Origin of the sequence: Paraburkholderia sp. WS6 (assembly GCF_030464835.1) — a bacterium.
GTDB lineage: Bacteria > Pseudomonadota > Gammaproteobacteria > Burkholderiales > Burkholderiaceae > Paraburkholderia > Paraburkholderia madseniana.
Genome location: NZ_JALQCK010000005.1, coordinates 104,958 through 120,698, shown reverse-complemented (window position 1 = coordinate 120,698; position 15,741 = coordinate 104,958). Strand labels below are relative to the sequence as shown.

The 15,741-nt window shown below is 63.1% G+C and carries 17 protein-coding genes; 6 read left to right on the top strand and 11 right to left on the bottom strand.

Annotated features, from left to right (window positions below; translation table 11 throughout):
- Positions 1-164 precede the first annotated feature (164 nt).
- Positions 165-410: a hypothetical protein gene (locus M0D64_RS08365; protein ID WP_266257298.1), complete on the bottom strand. Its 246-nt coding sequence runs from the start codon at positions 408-410 to the stop codon at positions 165-167.
- 119 nt (positions 411-529) lie between these two features.
- Here M0D64_RS08365 and M0D64_RS08360 point away from each other — a divergent pair, with 119 nt between their 5' ends.
- The 5 genes from M0D64_RS08360 to M0D64_RS08340 all read left to right on the top strand — a co-directional run bounded on the left by M0D64_RS08360 (position 530) and on the right by M0D64_RS08340 (position 7,500).
- Positions 530-1,687 (top strand): regulator, encoded by a 1,158-nt coding sequence (locus M0D64_RS08360; RefSeq protein WP_266257297.1) that lies wholly within the window; start codon positions 530-532, stop codon positions 1,685-1,687.
- Between the two features lie 28 nt (positions 1,688-1,715).
- A complete protein-coding gene (recJ, locus tag M0D64_RS08355; RefSeq protein ID WP_266257296.1) occupies positions 1,716-3,422 on the top strand; it encodes a single-stranded-DNA-specific exonuclease RecJ in 1,707 nt (568 codons plus the stop codon).
- A gap of 228 nt (positions 3,423-3,650) precedes the next feature.
- A protein-coding gene (gene prfB / locus M0D64_RS08350; protein ID WP_154565459.1) for a peptide chain release factor 2 occupies positions 3,651-4,755 on the top strand; the annotation gives its coding sequence in 2 pieces (ribosomal slippage) (positions 3,651-3,731 and positions 3,733-4,755; 1,104 coding nt in all).
- A gap of 132 nt (positions 4,756-4,887) precedes the next feature.
- Entirely contained in the window at positions 4,888-6,429 is a 1,542-nt protein-coding gene (lysS, locus tag M0D64_RS08345; RefSeq protein WP_154565481.1) for a lysine--tRNA ligase, read from the top strand.
- 318 nt (positions 6,430-6,747) lie between these two features.
- Positions 6,748-7,500 (top strand): glycine zipper 2TM domain-containing protein, encoded by a 753-nt coding sequence (locus M0D64_RS08340; RefSeq protein WP_154565458.1) that lies wholly within the window; start codon positions 6,748-6,750, stop codon positions 7,498-7,500.
- A gap of 130 nt (positions 7,501-7,630) precedes the next feature.
- Here the strand turns inward: M0D64_RS08340 and iscX are convergent, their stop codons facing one another.
- The 10 genes from iscX to M0D64_RS08290 all read right to left on the bottom strand — a co-directional run bounded on the left by iscX (position 7,631) and on the right by M0D64_RS08290 (position 14,841).
- Positions 7,631-7,828 carry a Fe-S cluster assembly protein IscX gene (gene iscX, locus M0D64_RS08335; RefSeq protein ID WP_007181290.1) on the bottom strand — a complete coding sequence of 66 codons (198 nt, stop codon included), beginning with the start codon at positions 7,826-7,828 and terminating at the stop codon, positions 7,631-7,633.
- Between the two features lie 15 nt (positions 7,829-7,843).
- Positions 7,844-8,185, bottom strand: coding sequence for an ISC system 2Fe-2S type ferredoxin (gene fdx, locus M0D64_RS08330; protein ID WP_097389705.1), 342 nt, complete (start codon positions 8,183-8,185; stop codon positions 7,844-7,846).
- Between the two features lie 140 nt (positions 8,186-8,325).
- Positions 8,326-10,197 carry a Fe-S protein assembly chaperone HscA gene (hscA, locus tag M0D64_RS08325; protein WP_154565457.1) on the bottom strand — a complete coding sequence of 624 codons (1,872 nt, stop codon included), beginning with the start codon at positions 10,195-10,197 and terminating at the stop codon, positions 8,326-8,328.
- Positions 10,198-10,317: 120 nt separating this feature from the next.
- Positions 10,318-10,845: a Fe-S protein assembly co-chaperone HscB gene (gene hscB, locus M0D64_RS08320; RefSeq protein ID WP_154565456.1), complete on the bottom strand. Its 528-nt coding sequence runs from the start codon at positions 10,843-10,845 to the stop codon at positions 10,318-10,320.
- Between the two features lie 201 nt (positions 10,846-11,046).
- Positions 11,047-11,370, bottom strand: a complete 324-nt coding sequence (gene iscA / locus M0D64_RS08315; RefSeq protein ID WP_028199494.1) for an iron-sulfur cluster assembly protein IscA — start codon at positions 11,368-11,370, stop codon at positions 11,047-11,049.
- A gap of 161 nt (positions 11,371-11,531) precedes the next feature.
- A complete protein-coding gene (iscU, locus tag M0D64_RS08310; protein WP_097389708.1) occupies positions 11,532-11,945 on the bottom strand; it encodes a Fe-S cluster assembly scaffold IscU in 414 nt (137 codons plus the stop codon).
- A 76-nt stretch (positions 11,946-12,021) separates the two neighbouring features.
- Positions 12,022-13,245: an IscS subfamily cysteine desulfurase gene (locus M0D64_RS08305; RefSeq protein ID WP_154565455.1), complete on the bottom strand. Its 1,224-nt coding sequence runs from the start codon at positions 13,243-13,245 to the stop codon at positions 12,022-12,024.
- A gap of 74 nt (positions 13,246-13,319) precedes the next feature.
- Entirely contained in the window at positions 13,320-13,853 is a 534-nt protein-coding gene (gene iscR / locus M0D64_RS08300; protein ID WP_154565454.1) for a Fe-S cluster assembly transcriptional regulator IscR, read from the bottom strand.
- Positions 13,854-13,995: 142 nt separating this feature from the next.
- Complete coding sequence (locus M0D64_RS08295) at positions 13,996-14,493, bottom strand: low molecular weight protein-tyrosine-phosphatase (protein ID WP_154565453.1); 498 nt, start codon at positions 14,491-14,493, stop codon at positions 13,996-13,998.
- 108 nt (positions 14,494-14,601) lie between these two features.
- The gene (locus tag M0D64_RS08290; protein ID WP_154565452.1) at positions 14,602-14,841 is read right to left on the bottom strand and encodes a hypothetical protein; all 240 of its coding nucleotides are present in this window, start codon (positions 14,839-14,841) and stop codon (positions 14,602-14,604) included.
- Positions 14,842-15,116: 275 nt separating this feature from the next.
- Between M0D64_RS08290 and M0D64_RS08285 the strand changes: the two genes are divergently transcribed.
- Positions 15,117-15,680, top strand: coding sequence for a hypothetical protein (locus M0D64_RS08285; RefSeq protein ID WP_154565451.1), 564 nt, complete (start codon positions 15,117-15,119; stop codon positions 15,678-15,680).
- Positions 15,681-15,741 lie beyond the last annotated feature (61 nt).

The window sequence follows — 15,741 nt, the reverse complement described above, 5'->3', positions numbered from 1 at the left end:
AACCCGCGCAAAGGCCTTGCACGCTGGGCTCACGGCAGACGCAGCGGCCTGCCGGCGCCTTTGGGCGCCGGACGCGTGACGGAGGCAAACCACCTGCCAACGGCCTTGAGCGGCGGCCTCACGGCGCAACGCTGCCCGCCCGCCGTCTTGCGCAGACACTCGCCCTAACTCAGGTTGTAGCGGCGGCGCAGATCGTTGATGATCCCGGCCGCCTCGCTGGCTGCAACGTCGCGCACTTCCGCATCCTTACGGTCGCGATGCAGATGGGTGATATCCCAGTTGCAGCCGTCCTCGTCCTCGACGGTCTCGTGGAAACCGGTCGGGATCCAGCCGGCCGTGGCCGGATTGGCGTCGAGCGCCTGCACGACCAATGCAAGCAGTTCCTGCTCGGTTTTCAGTTCACGCGACATGTCGGTCTCCCTCGTCATGGGCGCGGTGCCGCCGCGCGCGGCTGCTGCCTTCGGCAAGGCTCGGATGGGGTGCCCGAATCCGCCGATATGGTCTGAATACTCGCACTCTTTGCCCTACAATGCGCAGCATCATGCACGCCAACCGTCTTCATCTTCTCCTGCCCTTCGCGCTGCCCGCCGCAGCGGACGCCTCCACCGCCCTGCACGACATCCAGAGTCCGGCTCTCGACCGGCTGATCGCCCGCGCGACGCTGGTCGAACGGGTGATCGGTGAAGATTTTCAGCGCACGCTGCCGCACGAGCGCTGGGTGGCGCGCCAGTTCGGCGCGCTGCCGAGCGGCGCGGCGGCCGCGGACGAAGCGCCGCTTGCCCCGTACATGCTGCGCGCCGACGGTGGCGAGCCCGGCACTGCGACGTGGGCCTGCGTACAACCGGTGCACGTGCGCATCGCGCACGACCATCTGGTGCTGATCGATCCGGCCTCGCTCGAACTGTCCGACGACGAAGCCAGCGTGCTGCTGGCGGTCGCCCGGCCGTTGATCGAGGAACTCGGCGTGCGTATCGAAGCGCCGAAGCCCGCACGCTGGTACCTGTCAGGCGACGGCTTCGGCACGCTGGCCGGGGCGTCGCCGTTGCGCGCGAGCGGCCGCAACATCGAAATCTGGCTGCCGCACGAGGCCCATTCCGGCGACCGTTCACGCGCCTGGATGAAGCTGCAGAACGAAGTGCAGATGGCGTGGTTCGAACATCCCGTCAATGAAGCGCGCGAGGCGCGCGGCCTGCCGGCTGTCAACTCGATCTGGTTTCACGCACAAGGCGCGGCGCAGCCGGTCAGGAGCCCGTTCGCGCGAGTGTTCTCCGACGCGGCGGCGACGCGTGGCCTTGCCATGACTTCGGGCGTCCAGACCGCGGCGCCGCCGGCGTCGTTTGCGGCGTTCCAGGCCGCTACTGCGGCGAACGGCACCTCGGGCAACTCGTCGAGTGACACGTCGGGTGGCGCGTCCGCTAACGCAAATGCCAACGCCGCCACGCTGGTCGAACTCGATCCTTTCTCCGCGCCCTACATCGAGCAGGACTGGGCGCGCTGGAACGACGCGTTCGCCGCATTGCAAACCGACTGGTTCGAGCCTGCACTCCAGGCGCTGCAATCCGGCCAGTTAAACGAACTCGCCCTGACGCTGTGCGGCGACACCGGTTCGGTGACGCTCACGGTCACGCGCGGCGATCTGCGCAAATTCTGGCGACGGCGCGTGTTCGCGTCGCTGTTTATCGAATGACCTATCGAATGATCCACGGCCTTTCCGAATGACTCGAATCGTTACGCGCGCCTCGTCACCCGTCGACGCCGAAGTCCTCACCCGCCACGGCCTGCATCCGGTGCTCGCGCGCCTGTACGCCGCGCGTGGCGTGTGCATGCCCGATGAAATCGAAACCGGTCTCGCGCGGCTCGTGCCGCCCGCCGGGCTCAAAGGCTGCGAAGACGCCGCCGTGCTGCTCGCCGACGCGATCCAGAACAAACGCCGCATGCTGGTGGTCGCCGACTACGACTGCGACGGCGCCACCGCCTGCGCGGTCGCGGTACGCGGCCTGCGCATGTTCGGTGGCCAGATCGAATATCTGGTGCCGAACCGCTTCGAATACGGCTATGGCCTCACGCCCGAGATCGTCGCACTGGCCGCCCGCAGCGCGTCGGGCAAGCCGGAACTGCTGATTACGGTCGATAACGGCATCGCCAGCGTCGATGGTGTGGAAGCGGCGAACGCGCTCGGCATCGACGTGCTGGTCACCGATCACCACCTTCCCGGCGACGAACTGCCGGCGGCCCGCGCGATCGTCAATCCGAACCAGCCGGGCTGCACGTTCCCGAGCAAGTGCATCGCGGGCGTCGGCGTGATGTTTTATGTGCTGCTGGCATTGCGCGCGGAATTGCGCCGCCGCGGCGCCTTCAACGACGATTTCCCCGAGCCGCGGCTGGACGGCCTGCTCGATCTGGTCGCGCTCGGCACGGTGGCCGACGTGGTCAGGCTCGACGGCAATAACCGCGTGCTGGTCGCGCAAGGCCTGCAGCGGATTCGCAAAGGCAAGATGCAACCGGGCATCGCCGCCCTCTTTCGAGCCGCCGCGCGCGACGCCCGCAGTGCGTCGGGCTTCGACCTCGGTTTCGCGCTCGGGCCGCGCCTGAACGCGGCCGGCCGCCTGTCGGACATGTCGCTCGGCATCGAATGCCTGACCACCGACGACATCGGCCGCGCATGGGATCTCGCGCAGCAGCTCGACACGATGAACCGCGAGCGCCGCGAAATCGAAGCCGGCATGCAGCAGCAGGCGCTCGAAGACCTCTCGGCGATCAATCCTGAGGGCGCGACCACCATCACGCTGTTCAATCCGAGTTGGCACCAGGGCGTGATCGGCATCGTCGCCGGACGGTTGAAGGAGAAATTCCACCGGCCGTCGTTCACGTTCGCGCTCGCCGACGACAGCGGCCAGCTCGTCAAAGGCTCGGGCCGTTCGATCTCGGGTTTCCATCTGCGTGACGCGCTCGATCTGATCTCGAAGCGCGAGCCGGGCCTGATCGTCAAATTCGGCGGCCACGCGATGGCAGCGGGTCTGACGATGGCCGCCGCCGACGTGCCGCGCTTCACCGCCGCGTTCGAGGCAGTGGGCCGCGAATGGCTCTCCGAAGAGGCGCTTTCGCGCACGGTCGAAACCGACGGCGAACTCGAAGACGCCTATTTCACGCCGCAATTCGTCGAAATGCTCGACGCCGCCGTATGGGGCCAAGGCTTCCCGGCGCCAGTGTTTTCCGGCGAGTTCGACATCGCCTCGCAGGCGCTGGTGAAAGACAAGCATCTGAAACTGCAGTTGGTGCGCGGCCGCCAGCGTTTCAACGCGATCTGGTTCAACCATACGGACACGCTGCCCGCGCGCACCACCGTCGCCTACCGGCTCGCCAGCGACACGTGGAATGGCGTATCGCGGGTGCAATTGATCGTCGAGCACGCGGCGAGCTGAAGCGCGCACGGGCCGTCGCCGCCTCGGGTCCACGCCGCGAAATTTGCGCGCAATGCTTGCGCCGGCTACCCATGGCCGCGTGTACCGCAGCTTGCCCGGCATCGCTCGAAAGCACCGAAAATCACCGCAAAATCAACCCCAAACCCGCGCCGGATCGCTCACAAGCCTCCGGCGCGGGGCGCCGATCGGCTATAATTTCCCCTTTTTACGAAGCTATAAAAGATCGACATGGAAGCGGAACGTCTCAACGCGATCGAAGCCTCTCTGGCGGACCTGCGCACGCGCGCAGACTCGCTACGGGGGTATCTTTGACTACGACGACAAAGCACTGCGTCTGATCGAAGTCAACCGGGAACTCGAAGACCCGGACGTCTGGAACGACTCGAAGCACGCCCAGGCCCTCGGCCGGGAAAAGAAACTGCTCGACGACGTCGTCGGCAAGCTTACGTCGCTCGACAACGACCTGCGCGACGCGCAGGACCTGTTCGAAATGGCCCGCGAAGAAGACGACGAGGAAACCCTCATCTCGTGCGAAACGGATGCCCAAGGGCTCGAGCAGCGCGTCGCCGACATGGAATTCCGCCGGATGTTCGCGAATCCGGCCGACCCGAACAACGCCTTCCTCGACATTCAAGCCGGCGCCGGCGGTACCGAAGCGTGCGACTGGGCGTCCATGCTGCTGCGCCAGTACCTGCGCTACTGCGAGCGCAAGGGCTTCAAGACCGAAGTGCTGGAACAGACCGAAGGCGACGTCGCGGGCATCAAGAACGCCACGATCAAGATCGAAGGCGAATACGCCTATGGCTTTTTGCGCACCGAAACCGGCGTGCACCGCCTCGTGCGCAAGTCGCCGTTCGATTCGTCGGGTGGCCGCCATACATCGTTCTCGTCGGTGTTCGTGTATCCGGAAATCGACGATTCGATCGAAGTCGACATCAATCCGGCCGATCTGCGCATCGACACGTACCGCGCGTCCGGTGCGGGCGGTCAGCACATCAACAAGACCGATTCGGCCGTGCGGATTACGCACATGCCGTCGGGCATCGTCGTGCAGTGCCAGAACGATCGTTCACAGCACCGCAACCGCGCCGAAGCCATGGCCATGCTGAAATCGCGCCTGTACGAAGCGGAAATCCGCAAGCGTCAGGCCGAGCAGGACAAGCTCGAAGCCGGCAAGACCGATGTGGGCTGGGGTCACCAGATCCGCTCGTACGTGCTGGACAACAGCCGTATCAAGGATCTGCGTACCAACGTCGAAATCAGCAATACCAAGAGCGTGCTCGACGGCGACCTCGATCCGTTCATCAGCGCCAGCCTGAAACAGGGCGTCTAAGCGCAACCGGCGCGGCATGCCTGACATCGTCGCGCCGTATCTTTGCACCTTTGTTATAGCGCCTGAGGTTTTTACTGACTGGCCACCCGCATGCGGACCATCCTGGTGCGGGCCACCGAATACCAAACCATCATGACCGAACCGACCCAGCCGAATGCGGCCCAGCCTAATGTCACGCCCGAGGTAGACGACAACAAGATCATGGCCGAACGCCGCGAAAAGCTGCGCGAACTGCGTGAGCAAGGCGTCGCCTATCCGAACGATTTCCGCCCCACGCATCACGCCGAAGATCTGCAATCGAAATACGCCGAAACCGACAAGGAAGCGCTCGAAGTCAATCCGCTCGAAGTCGCGATCGCCGGCCGCATGATGCTCAAGCGCGTGATGGGCAAGGCGAGCTTTGCAACCGTGCGCGACGGTTCGGGTCAGATCCAGTTCTTCATTACGCCCGCCGACGTCGGTCAGGAAACGTACGACGCCTTCAAGAAGTGGGACATGGGTGACATCGTCGCGGCACGCGGCGTGCTGTTCCGCACCAACAAGGGCGAACTCTCGGTGCGTTGCACCGAACTACGTTTGCTGTCGAAGTCGCTGCGTCCGCTGCCGGACAAGTTCCATGGTCTCGCCGACCAGGAAATGAAGTACCGCCAGCGCTACGTCGACCTGATCGTCACGCCGGAAACGCGCAAGACCTTCGTCGCGCGCACCAAGGCAATTTCGTCGATCCGCAAGTTCATGTCGGACGCCGACTTCATGGAAGTCGAAACGCCGATGCTGCACCCGATTCCAGGCGGCGCGGCGGCCAAGCCGTTCAAAACGCACCACAACGCGCTCGATATGCAAATGTTCCTGCGCATCGCGCCGGAACTGTATCTGAAGCGCCTCGTGGTCGGCGGCTTCGAGCGTGTGTTCGAGATCAACCGTAACTTCCGCAATGAGGGCGTGTCGGTCCGCCACAATCCGGAATTCACGATGATCGAGTTCTACGCGGCGTACACCGATTACAAGTGGATCATGGACTTCACCGAGCAGCTGATCCGCCAGGCGGCGGTCGATGCGCTCGGTAGCGCGACGATCAGCTACCAGGGTCGTGAACTGGATCTGGCCAAGCCTTTCCATCGTTTGACGATCAGCCAGGCGATCCAGAAGTACGCGCCGCAGTACACGGACGCACAACTCGGCGACGACGCATTCCTGCGCACGGAACTGAAGAAGTTCGGCGTGGATGCGTCGCAGCCGCAGTTCCTGAACGCCGGCGTCGGCGCCTTGCAACTGGCGCTGTTCGAAGAGACCGCTGAAGCGCAATTGTGGGAGCCGACTTTCATCATCGACTACCCGATCGAAGTGTCGCCGTTGGCGCGCGCGTCGGACAAGTTCAACGGCATCACCGAGCGTTTCGAGCTGTTCATCACGGGCCGTGAAATCGCCAACGGTTTCTCGGAGCTGAACGATCCGGAAGACCAGGCCGCCCGCTTCAAGAAGCAGGTTGACCAGAAAGACGCCGGCGACGAAGAAGCGATGTTCTACGACGCCGACTACATCCGCGCGCTGGAGTACGGCATGCCGCCGGCCGGCGGTTGCGGCATCGGCATCGACCGTCTGGTCATGATGCTGACCGACAGCCCGAGCATTCGCGACGTAATTCTGTTCCCGCATCTGCGCCGCGAAGACTGATCGTTGCGTGGTTTGCAAAAGAAAAACGCCTGGCTCGATGTTGGGCGTTTTTTCTTTCGGTGCGTGAAAAACACCGCCTGCTGTAATCTGACGGTTTGTAACCATCGGTAAAAGGCGCATATTCGCCGCCGGGCCGCGGTTTTCTTAAGTTGCTGTGGACCCGCAAGAAATCAGGCACCCCGCCGCGCTGCGCGCGCTTTGACGCGAAAGCGCCGCGATGATTGCCCGAAAATGGTTACAAATTGAAACCCTTCCGGGATCGAATTGCCCGACACTCAGTCTCAATAACAGTCGACTCTGCTCCAGACGGAGGCCAATATGGACAATCCAGATACCAAACCCACGCAACAACGTCGTCTTCATCCGCTCGTCGCTACTGCCGCGGGCGCAGTAATCATCGCCAGCCTCGCCGCGACAGCGGCCGTCACGGGCCTGTTCCCGAGCGCGTCGAGCAGCGGCGCGCAAACCGATCAGACCCAGGCTGCGCAAGTGGCCACCCAACCGGGCGTGGTCGATTCAGCGGCGCCGGCAAACCCGGCCGCTCAACAGGCAGCCGCGCAGGCCGAAGCGCAACAGCAGGCAGCGCAGCAACAGGCGCCTCAACGCGCCCCGGCGCCAACGCAGCAACAACAGTACGCTCAGCAGCAACAGGCGCAACCGGCACCTCAGTACGCCCAGCAGCAACAGGCCCGACCGGCACCGCAGTACGCCCAGCAACAGCCGTCGCAACCTGCCTACTGCTCGACCTGCGGCACAGTCGAAGGCATCTCGGCGGTACGTCAGGAAGGCCATGGCACGGGTATCGGTGCGGTCGGCGGCGCAGTGGCCGGTGGCGTAGTCGGCAACCAGTTCGGCAGCGGCAACGGCCGCACCGCGATGACGGTGCTGGGCGCCCTCGGTGGCGGCCTGGCCGGTAACTCGGTTGAAAAGCACATTCGCAGCACGACGTCCTATTCCGTGCGGGTGCGGATGGAAAACGGCAAGACGCGCTACTTCACGTATCACGAAGCGCCGCCGTTCCAGCAAGGCCAGCGCGTGCGGGTCGAAAACGGCACGCTCGTAGCAAGCTGACCGCTGACAGCCTGAAGATTCTCCAGGCGTTAAAAAAGGCGATTCCAATGGAATCGCCTTTTTCTTTGCCGCAGCCGGAGCGGAATCAATCTCGCCCCGCCGCCAGCGAACAACCGGGCATACTGCTCGCTCAGTAATCCGCGTCTTCAATCCATGCAGCCTGAATCGCTTCGAGGATCTTTTCGTTCGACCGGTTAGGATCGTCGTCGAAACCTTCCAGCTCGGTGACCCAACGGTGCAAATCGGTGAAGCGCACCTGTTGCGGATCGATGTCCTGGTGCTTGTCAGTCAGGGCCATCGCGATGTCTTGCGTATCGGTCCACTTCATGGCTGCATCCTCCAGTTAGTGATTTTCCTTCGCGTGATTGATCGAGTAGCGCGGGATCTCGACAACCAGATCCTGCTCGGCCGGCACCATCGCCTGGCACGACAGACGCGAGGCCGGTTCGAGCCCCCACGCCTTGTCCAGCAGATCGTCCTCGTCTTCCTCGGACGGCGTCAAGGCGGCGAAACCCTCACGCACGATCACGTGACAAGTCGTGCACGCGCAAGACTTCTCGCACGCGTGTTCGATTTCGATGCCGTGTTCGAGCAGGCTGTCGCAGATGCTCTTGCCGGGCACGGCATCGATCACCGCGCCTTCCGGGCACAGTTCGACGTGGGGCAGCACAACGATTTGAGGCATACATTTTCCGTTTGGGTCTGCGGCACGGCGGCCGCAAACAGGCTCCGTACCATTTTACTGGCGCTGCGCGGACTTTTTAAGTCCGCGCAGCGCGATTCATTGCCGGCTGGCGCGCATCGCGCAGCCACGCCGCAAGACGCTCAGATCTCGTCGAGCTTGCGGCCGGCCAGCGCACGGCGAATGCCTTTGTTCATGCGGCGGGCGGCAAATTCGTCGGTGCCTTCGGCGAGCGCTTTGGTCGCGGCTTCGATCGCGTCGGCGTCGTCGCTTGCCGCGATGTTGCGCAAGGCGGTGAGCAGCGTGTCGAGTTCGGCGCGTTCGCTGTCGTCGAGCAATTCGGCGTCGGCGGCGAGCGCCGCGTCGGTGGCTTCGACGAGACGGCGCGCTTCGACTTGCGCTTCACGCAGCGCACGCGCGCGCATGTCGACTTCGGCGGTCGAAAAGCTCTCTTCGAGCATTCTGGCGATGTCGTCGTCGGCGAGACCGTAGGACGGTTTGACCACCACCGACGCTTCCACGCCCGAGCCCTGTTCACGTGCGAACACGGACAGCAGGCCGTCCGCGTCGACCTGATACGTGACGCGAATCCGCGCCGCACCGGCGGCCATCGGCGGAATGCCGCGCAGCTCGAACCGCGCGAGCGAACGGCAATCGTTGACGAGCTCGCGCTCGCCTTGCACGACGTGGATCGCCATGGCCGTCTGGCCGTCCTTGAAGGTCGTGAAATCCTGCGCGCGGGCGACCGGAATCGTCGAATTGCGCGGGATGATCTTCTCGGTCAAACCACCCATCGTTTCAACGCCCAGCGACAGCGGAATCACGTCGAGCAGCAGCCAGTCGTCGCCGTCGGCGCCACGGTTGCCCGCGAGCAGATCGGCCTGGATCGCCGCACCGAGCGCGACGACCTGATCCGGGTCGAGGTTGATCAAAGGCGGCTGGCCGAAGAACGACTCGACCGCACGGCGGATCACCGGCATGCGCGTCGCGCCGCCGACCAGCACCACGCCTTCAATGTCCTTGGTCGCAACCTTGGCGTCGCGCAGCGCTTTCTTCGTGGGCCCAAGCGTCCGTTGAACCAGCGCCTGAGTGATGGCCTCGAAAGTGGCCTCGTCGACCGTCAGATCGATCTGAGTGCCGTTCGAGAGCGTTGCCTGTACCTTCGCATTCGGCGCGCCGGACAACGCCTCCTTGGACACGCGTACGCTGTCGAGCAGCAGGCGGACGTCTTCCGGTGCGAGTGTTTGCGGCGCGATGCCCGCCTGCTCCAGCACGTGGCGATACAGGGCATGGTCGAAATCGTCGCCGCCGAGCGCGGAATCGCCGCCCGCCGCGAGCACTTCGAACACACCCTTGGTGAGCTTCAGAATCGACAGATCGAAGGTGCCGCCACCGAGGTCGTAGACCGCGTAGAGACCTTCGGAACCGTTATCGAGGCCGTAGGCGATCGCGGCCGCAGTCGGCTCGTTCAGGAGACGCAGCACGTTCAGGCCGGCCAGACGCGCGGCGTCTTTGGTCGCCTGGCGCTGCGCTTCGTCGAAATACGCAGGCACGGTAATGACTGCGCCGACCAGTTCGTCGCCGAGCGTGTCTTCGGCACGCTGGCGCAGCGTCGCAAGAATTTCCGCCGACACTTCGACTGGGCTCTTCACGCCGTCGACGGTACGGATCTGCACCATGCCGGGCGCGTCGATGAAATCGTACGGCGCGTTTTCGGCGCCTTCCACTTCCGCCTTGCCGCGGCCCATGAAGCGCTTGACCGACACGATCGTGTTGCGCGGATCGATCGCGGCTTCAGCCTTGGCCGTGCGGCCGATACGGCGGCCGCCCTTTTCCAGGTAACGGACAACCGACGGCAGCAGCGCATAGCCGTCTTCGTCGGGCAGCACGTCAGGCACGCCGCTGCGCACGGCGGCGACAAGGGAATTGGTGGTGCCGAGATCGATACCGACCGCCAGACGCCGCTGATGGGGCGCCGGCGCCATGCCGGGTTCGGAGATTTGCAGTAAGGCCATCTGGATCTTCTCGGGGCCGCTGGGCCCCGTCCTGAATTTTCGCGTTGCTGGATGTAATGCTACGGCTGCTATCGCTACCTGTTCATGCACGGCGCCGACTCGCGCCGCTACGCCGGACCGCTAGTTCTCGAGCCGCTCGATCTGCGTGCCGATTTCCGACGCCACCCGCTCGATGAACATCAACTGCCGCACCGCCTCGCCCGCCGCCTGATTCGCGCCGCTGTCGAGCAGCGCGCCGAGCTTGTCGAAACGCATCCGCTCTTCGTCGCGCAGTTCAGCGAGCAAGGCGTCGAGCGCGTCGACGTTCTTCGCCGCGGCCGCGTCTTCAATGCCTTCGCGCCACTCCATCTGCTGCATCAGGAACGCCGGCTCCATCGCCGTATTGTTCTGCGCGCCGACGTCGATGCCGCGCAGATGTAACAGATAGGTCGCGCGCTTCAACGGATCGCGCAGCGTCTGATAGGCCTCGTTCGTACGCGTCGCCCATTGCATCGCGATGCGCTTTTGCGCGTCGCCGGCCGCCGCAAAGCGGTCCGGATGCACTTGCGCCTGCACGGTGCGGTAGGCGTGATCGAGTGCCGCTGCGTCGAGCGCGAATTGCGCCGGCAGATCGAACAGGTCGAAGTGGCTGTCGTTCAGCGAGGCCATCGGATAAAAGGAGTCCGTTCAGGAAAGCGCACCGGAGTGCAGGCTAAAAACGCGGATCGAAAGCGCCGTGGAGACTCACCGGCGGATTTAGCGGCGCATTCAGCGACTAAATCAGCCGAAAAGTGCCAACCCGGACGCGCGGATCAAACTAAAAAGGCGGCACGCGCCGCCTTTGATCCGCTGCACGCGGAGTGAGCCGATTTACACGCGGAACGATTCGCCGCAACCGCACTCGTCCTTCACGTTCGGGTTGTTGAACTTGAAGCCTTCGTTCAACCCTTCGCGTGCAAAGTCGAGTTCGGTGCCGTCGATATAGGCGAGGCTCTTCGGGTCGACAATGATCTTCACGCCGTTGCAATCGAACACTTCGTCTTCGGGCGCGAGTTCATCCACGTACTCGAGCTTGTAGGCCAAACCCGAGCAACCCGTGGTGCGCACGCCCACGCGCAGCCCGACCCCCTTGCCGCGGCGAGTCAGATACTTCTGGACGTGCTGTGCTGCCTTTTCGGTCAACGTAATTGCCATAGCGTTTCTCATTGCGCCGCGCGCGTTCGTCACTCCTGTGCCTACTGACGCGCTGCTACCCTGCCTGCTTCAAATATCGCTCATGCCGGACGGTGTTTCTTGCCCGCACCGCCCGCTTCGACTCACCCAAATGAGCACTCAACCGCGCGCTCGACTGCCGCTTACGCGTGTTGCTTGTCGCCTTCGACGACTGCTTCACCATGGCGTTGCTTGTAGTCGGCGACCGCTGCCTTGATCGCGTCTTCCGCGAGGATCGAGCAGTGGATCTTCACCGGCGGCAGCGCCAATTCTTCGGCGATCTGCGTGTTCTTGATCGACATGGCCTGGTCAAGCGTCTTGCCCTTCACCCATTCGGTAACGAGCGAACTCGACGCAATCGCCGAACCGCAGCCGTACGTCTTGAACTTCGCGTCTTCGATGATGCCGTCCGCGCCCACGCGGATCTGCAGCTTCATCACGTCGCCGCAAGCCGGCGCGCCGACCATGCCCGTACCGACCGCATCGTCGTCTTTCTCGAAGGAACCGACGTTGCGCGGATTTTCGTAGTGGTCCAGAACCTTTGCGCTGTAAGACATGATTACACTCCTTGTTTCGTTTCAACCTGCATTCGTTGCGTTTTCGACGATAAGCGCGACGCTAAGCGTTGGCGCGTCAGTGCGCAGCCCACTTGATCGTCGAAATATCGATCCCGTCCTGGTGCATTTCCCACAGCGGCGACAGATCGCGCAGCTTCGAAATTTTGGTCTTCAACAGGTTGATCACGTAATCGACATCCTGCTCCGTCGTAAAACGGCCGACGGTAAAACGGATCGAGCTATGCGCCAGTTCGTCGTTACGGCCCAGTGCGCGCAGCACGTACGACGGTTCCAGCGAAGCCGACGTACACGCCGAACCCGACGACACCGCCACGTCCTTCACTGCCATGATCAGCGACTCGCCTTCGACGAAGTTGAAGCTGATGTTCAGGTTGTGCGGCACACGCTGTTCCATGTCGCCGTTCACGTAGGTTTCTTCCATGTCCTGCAGGCCGCGCAGCAGACGGTCGCGCAGCATGCGAATGCGCTCGTTTTCCGTTGCCATTTCTTCGCGTGCGATGCGGAATGCTTCGCCCATGCCGACGATCTGATGCGTGGCCAGCGTGCCCGAACGCATGCCGCGCTCGTGACCGCCGCCGTGCATCTGCGCTTCGATACGGATACGCGGCTTGCGGCGCACGTACAGCGCGCCGATGCCCTTCGGACCATACGTCTTGTGTGCCGAGAACGACATCAGGTCGACCTTCAGCTTCTGCAGGTCGATCTCCACCTTGCCGGTAGCCTGCGCGGCGTCAACGTGGAAAATGATGCCCTTTTCACGGGTGATCTCACCGATCGCCTCGATGTCCTGGATCACGCCGATCTCGTTGTTCACCGACATGACCGAGACCAGAATCGTATCCGGGCGCAGCGCGGCCTTGAACTTCTCGAGGTCGATCAGACCGTCGTCCTTCACATCCAGATACGTGACTTCGAAGCCTTCGCGTTCGAGTTCACGGCAGGTGTCGAGCACAGCCTTGTGCTCGGTCTTCACCGTGATGACGTGCTTGCCCTTACTCTTGTAGAAGTGCGCCGCACCCTTGATCGCGAGGTTGTCCGACTCCGTTGCGCCCGAGGTCCAGATGATTTCGCGCGGATCGGCATTCACCAGCGCGGCGACGTTCTCGCGCGCCTCTTCGACCGCACGCTCCGCGTCCCAGCCATACGAGTGGCTACGCGATGCGGGGTTGCCGAACTGCTCGCGCAAGTACGGAATCATTTTGTCCACCACGCGCGGATCGACCGGGGTCGTCGCGCTGTAGTCCATGTAAATGGGCAGGTGGAGAGTGTCGTTGTTCATCAATTGCTCCGGGGACGTCATTGCTCTGGCTTCTGGTTTCCTGATCAGGCTGCGGTGCGTTCAGATTGCCGCGCCTAGGAACCGGCCATGTTGAAAACAGAATTCGGCCCTTTCGGCACGACGCGGGCGGGTTCGACCGCCGGCGCCTCGTTGCGCCGGTCGCGCAACACCGCCGGCGCAGCACCTTCGCGCGAACGCTGCTGATCGACCAGATCTTTCAGGGACACCGAGTCGAGGTACTCGACCATTTTCTGGTTCAGCGTGGACCACAATTCGTGCGTCATGCAGTGGCCGTCGTGCTGTTTGGTGCCCTCGCACGAGCCCTTGCCGCCGCATTGGGTGGCGTCGAGCGGTTCGTCGACCGCGATGATGATGTCGGCGACGGTCACGTCTTCAGCGCGGCGGGCCAGATTGTAGCCGCCGCCCGGTCCGCGCACGGACTCGACGATTTCGTGACGACGCAGCTTGCCAAATAGCTGCTCGAGATAAGACAGGGAGATATGTTGGCGCTGGCTGATACCCGCAAGCGTCACCGGGCCCTGCTCCTGGCGCAGTGCCAGGTCAATCATCGCCGTGACGGCGAAACGGCCTTTCGTGGTGAGTCTCATATGGTGTGGGAACCGCAATTCTCGACAAGTTTGGTCAAGTATAAATACATGACTGAATTAGTCAAGTATCCCTACCGTGATTTGGGTCATTTGCTTAATTGCTGGATAAGCCGGCCCAAACCTCGCCGATGACCCGCCGGTCTTACGTAATCAATTGGGGACGCAGCGCTGCGATCAGTCCGCGGCAGGCTGCTTCACATTGATCCAGTACCTGTTCGAACCCTTCGGCGCCGCCGAAATAGGGGTCGACGACTTCGCGGGCACCGCCCCAGCGCCCGTCCGCCTCAGGCACGAATTCCATCAGCAGACGGATTTTGTCACGCTGCTCCGCCGGACAAATCTGGCGCAGCGCGGCGACGTTTTTGTCGTCCATTGCGATCAGCAGATCGAAACGCTCGAAGTCGGCTGCCGCGACCTGGCGTCCGCGCAAGGCGGCCAACTCGTAACCCCGCTGTTCGGCCGCATGCTGCGCGCGGTCGTCAGGCGGTTGGCCGATGTGCCAGTCGCCCGTGCCGGCGGAATCGATCAGAATGCGCTCCGCCAGCATCGCCTCGTCGACCAGACGGCGCATCACGCCTTCCGCGGTCGGGGAACGGCAGATGTTCCCAAGGCAGACAAAGCAGACGGACACGGTTTTCATCAGAGGCTTTCGGACGCTCAACGCCCGCGGATCGGCAGTTAGGAAACGGTGGCGCGATTATACAAAGGTCGACCAGATCGCGCCGGAGGCTACGCGCGCTTAAGACGCTTAAGATGCTTCGGCCACAGGCATTGCCGTCACGGCGTGCATGGGTTTGGCCGGCAACGTCGTTGTGTTGTCGACCATGCCATACGAGACGGCGCGCGCCAGTTCCGCGGTCAGTTGATCAGCAGCGAGCGGGGCCTGCGAGGAGCGCGAAGCCGCGTCGCCACAAATGTGCAGATAGGCTGCCGCAGCAAGCGGCACGACGATGGCGAGGGGCCAGTACACCGATATTGTCTTTTTCATGATGTGGTTTCTTCCGATTAGGGGCTTATGAGTTCGTGACCCACTATGCCCAGTCCAAATGCTATAGGAATTTACAATCGGGAAAAACGGGCTGGCGCGAGATACAGCGTTGCGCTGGATGGAACAGTCCATTAACTGGTCTGCCTCTGCCGCGTACGACGCTGACCTGCGTCATGGCATGAAAAAGAAATCCTTACAAACACATACAAAGCCGGCGCGACGGTTAGCGATAATAGCTGTCTTACAGACATGAAATCTTCGCACTGGTCCTTCCAATGAAACGTATTGCTCCCCTCGTCGGCTTCACGGTCGTTGCTGCATTGCTTGGCGGCTGCGCGGTCTATCCGGACGGCACTCCAATGGTCGGCAACGGCTATGGCGGCGGTTATAGCGGCTATGACGGTTACGACGGCTATGCCACCGGCGTGCCGGTTGTGCCGCAAACCAACGTCTACATGGGTTACGGCAATGACTGGGGTCCGGGTTACTACAACGGGCCGGGCCGCTATTACGGGCCGGGGCCCGGCTATCGCGGCTACCCAGGCTATCCGGACCGGGGACGGCCGAATAACGGCAACGATGGAAACAACGGTAACCGGGGAGACAACGGTGGCTGGCATGGTCAGCCGAACGGCGGCGGGCAACATGGGGGACCGCCGCCTCAAGGTGCGGTTGGCGGGCCGAGAGGGCCGAGTGGATCTAACGCGCCACGGCCAGGAGCAGGCAGCCCGCCGCCCCCTCCGCCACAGCAGGCAGGCAACAGCGGTGGACGCGGCAATGGTGGCAATGCGCAGGCCAGAAGCAATAACGGCCGCCAGCCAGGGATGACGGATCATTGATCCGGCAGGGAATGGCGTGAACGTAGGCGCAGTCTCGCGTTACGCCTCCCGCATCAGCCGC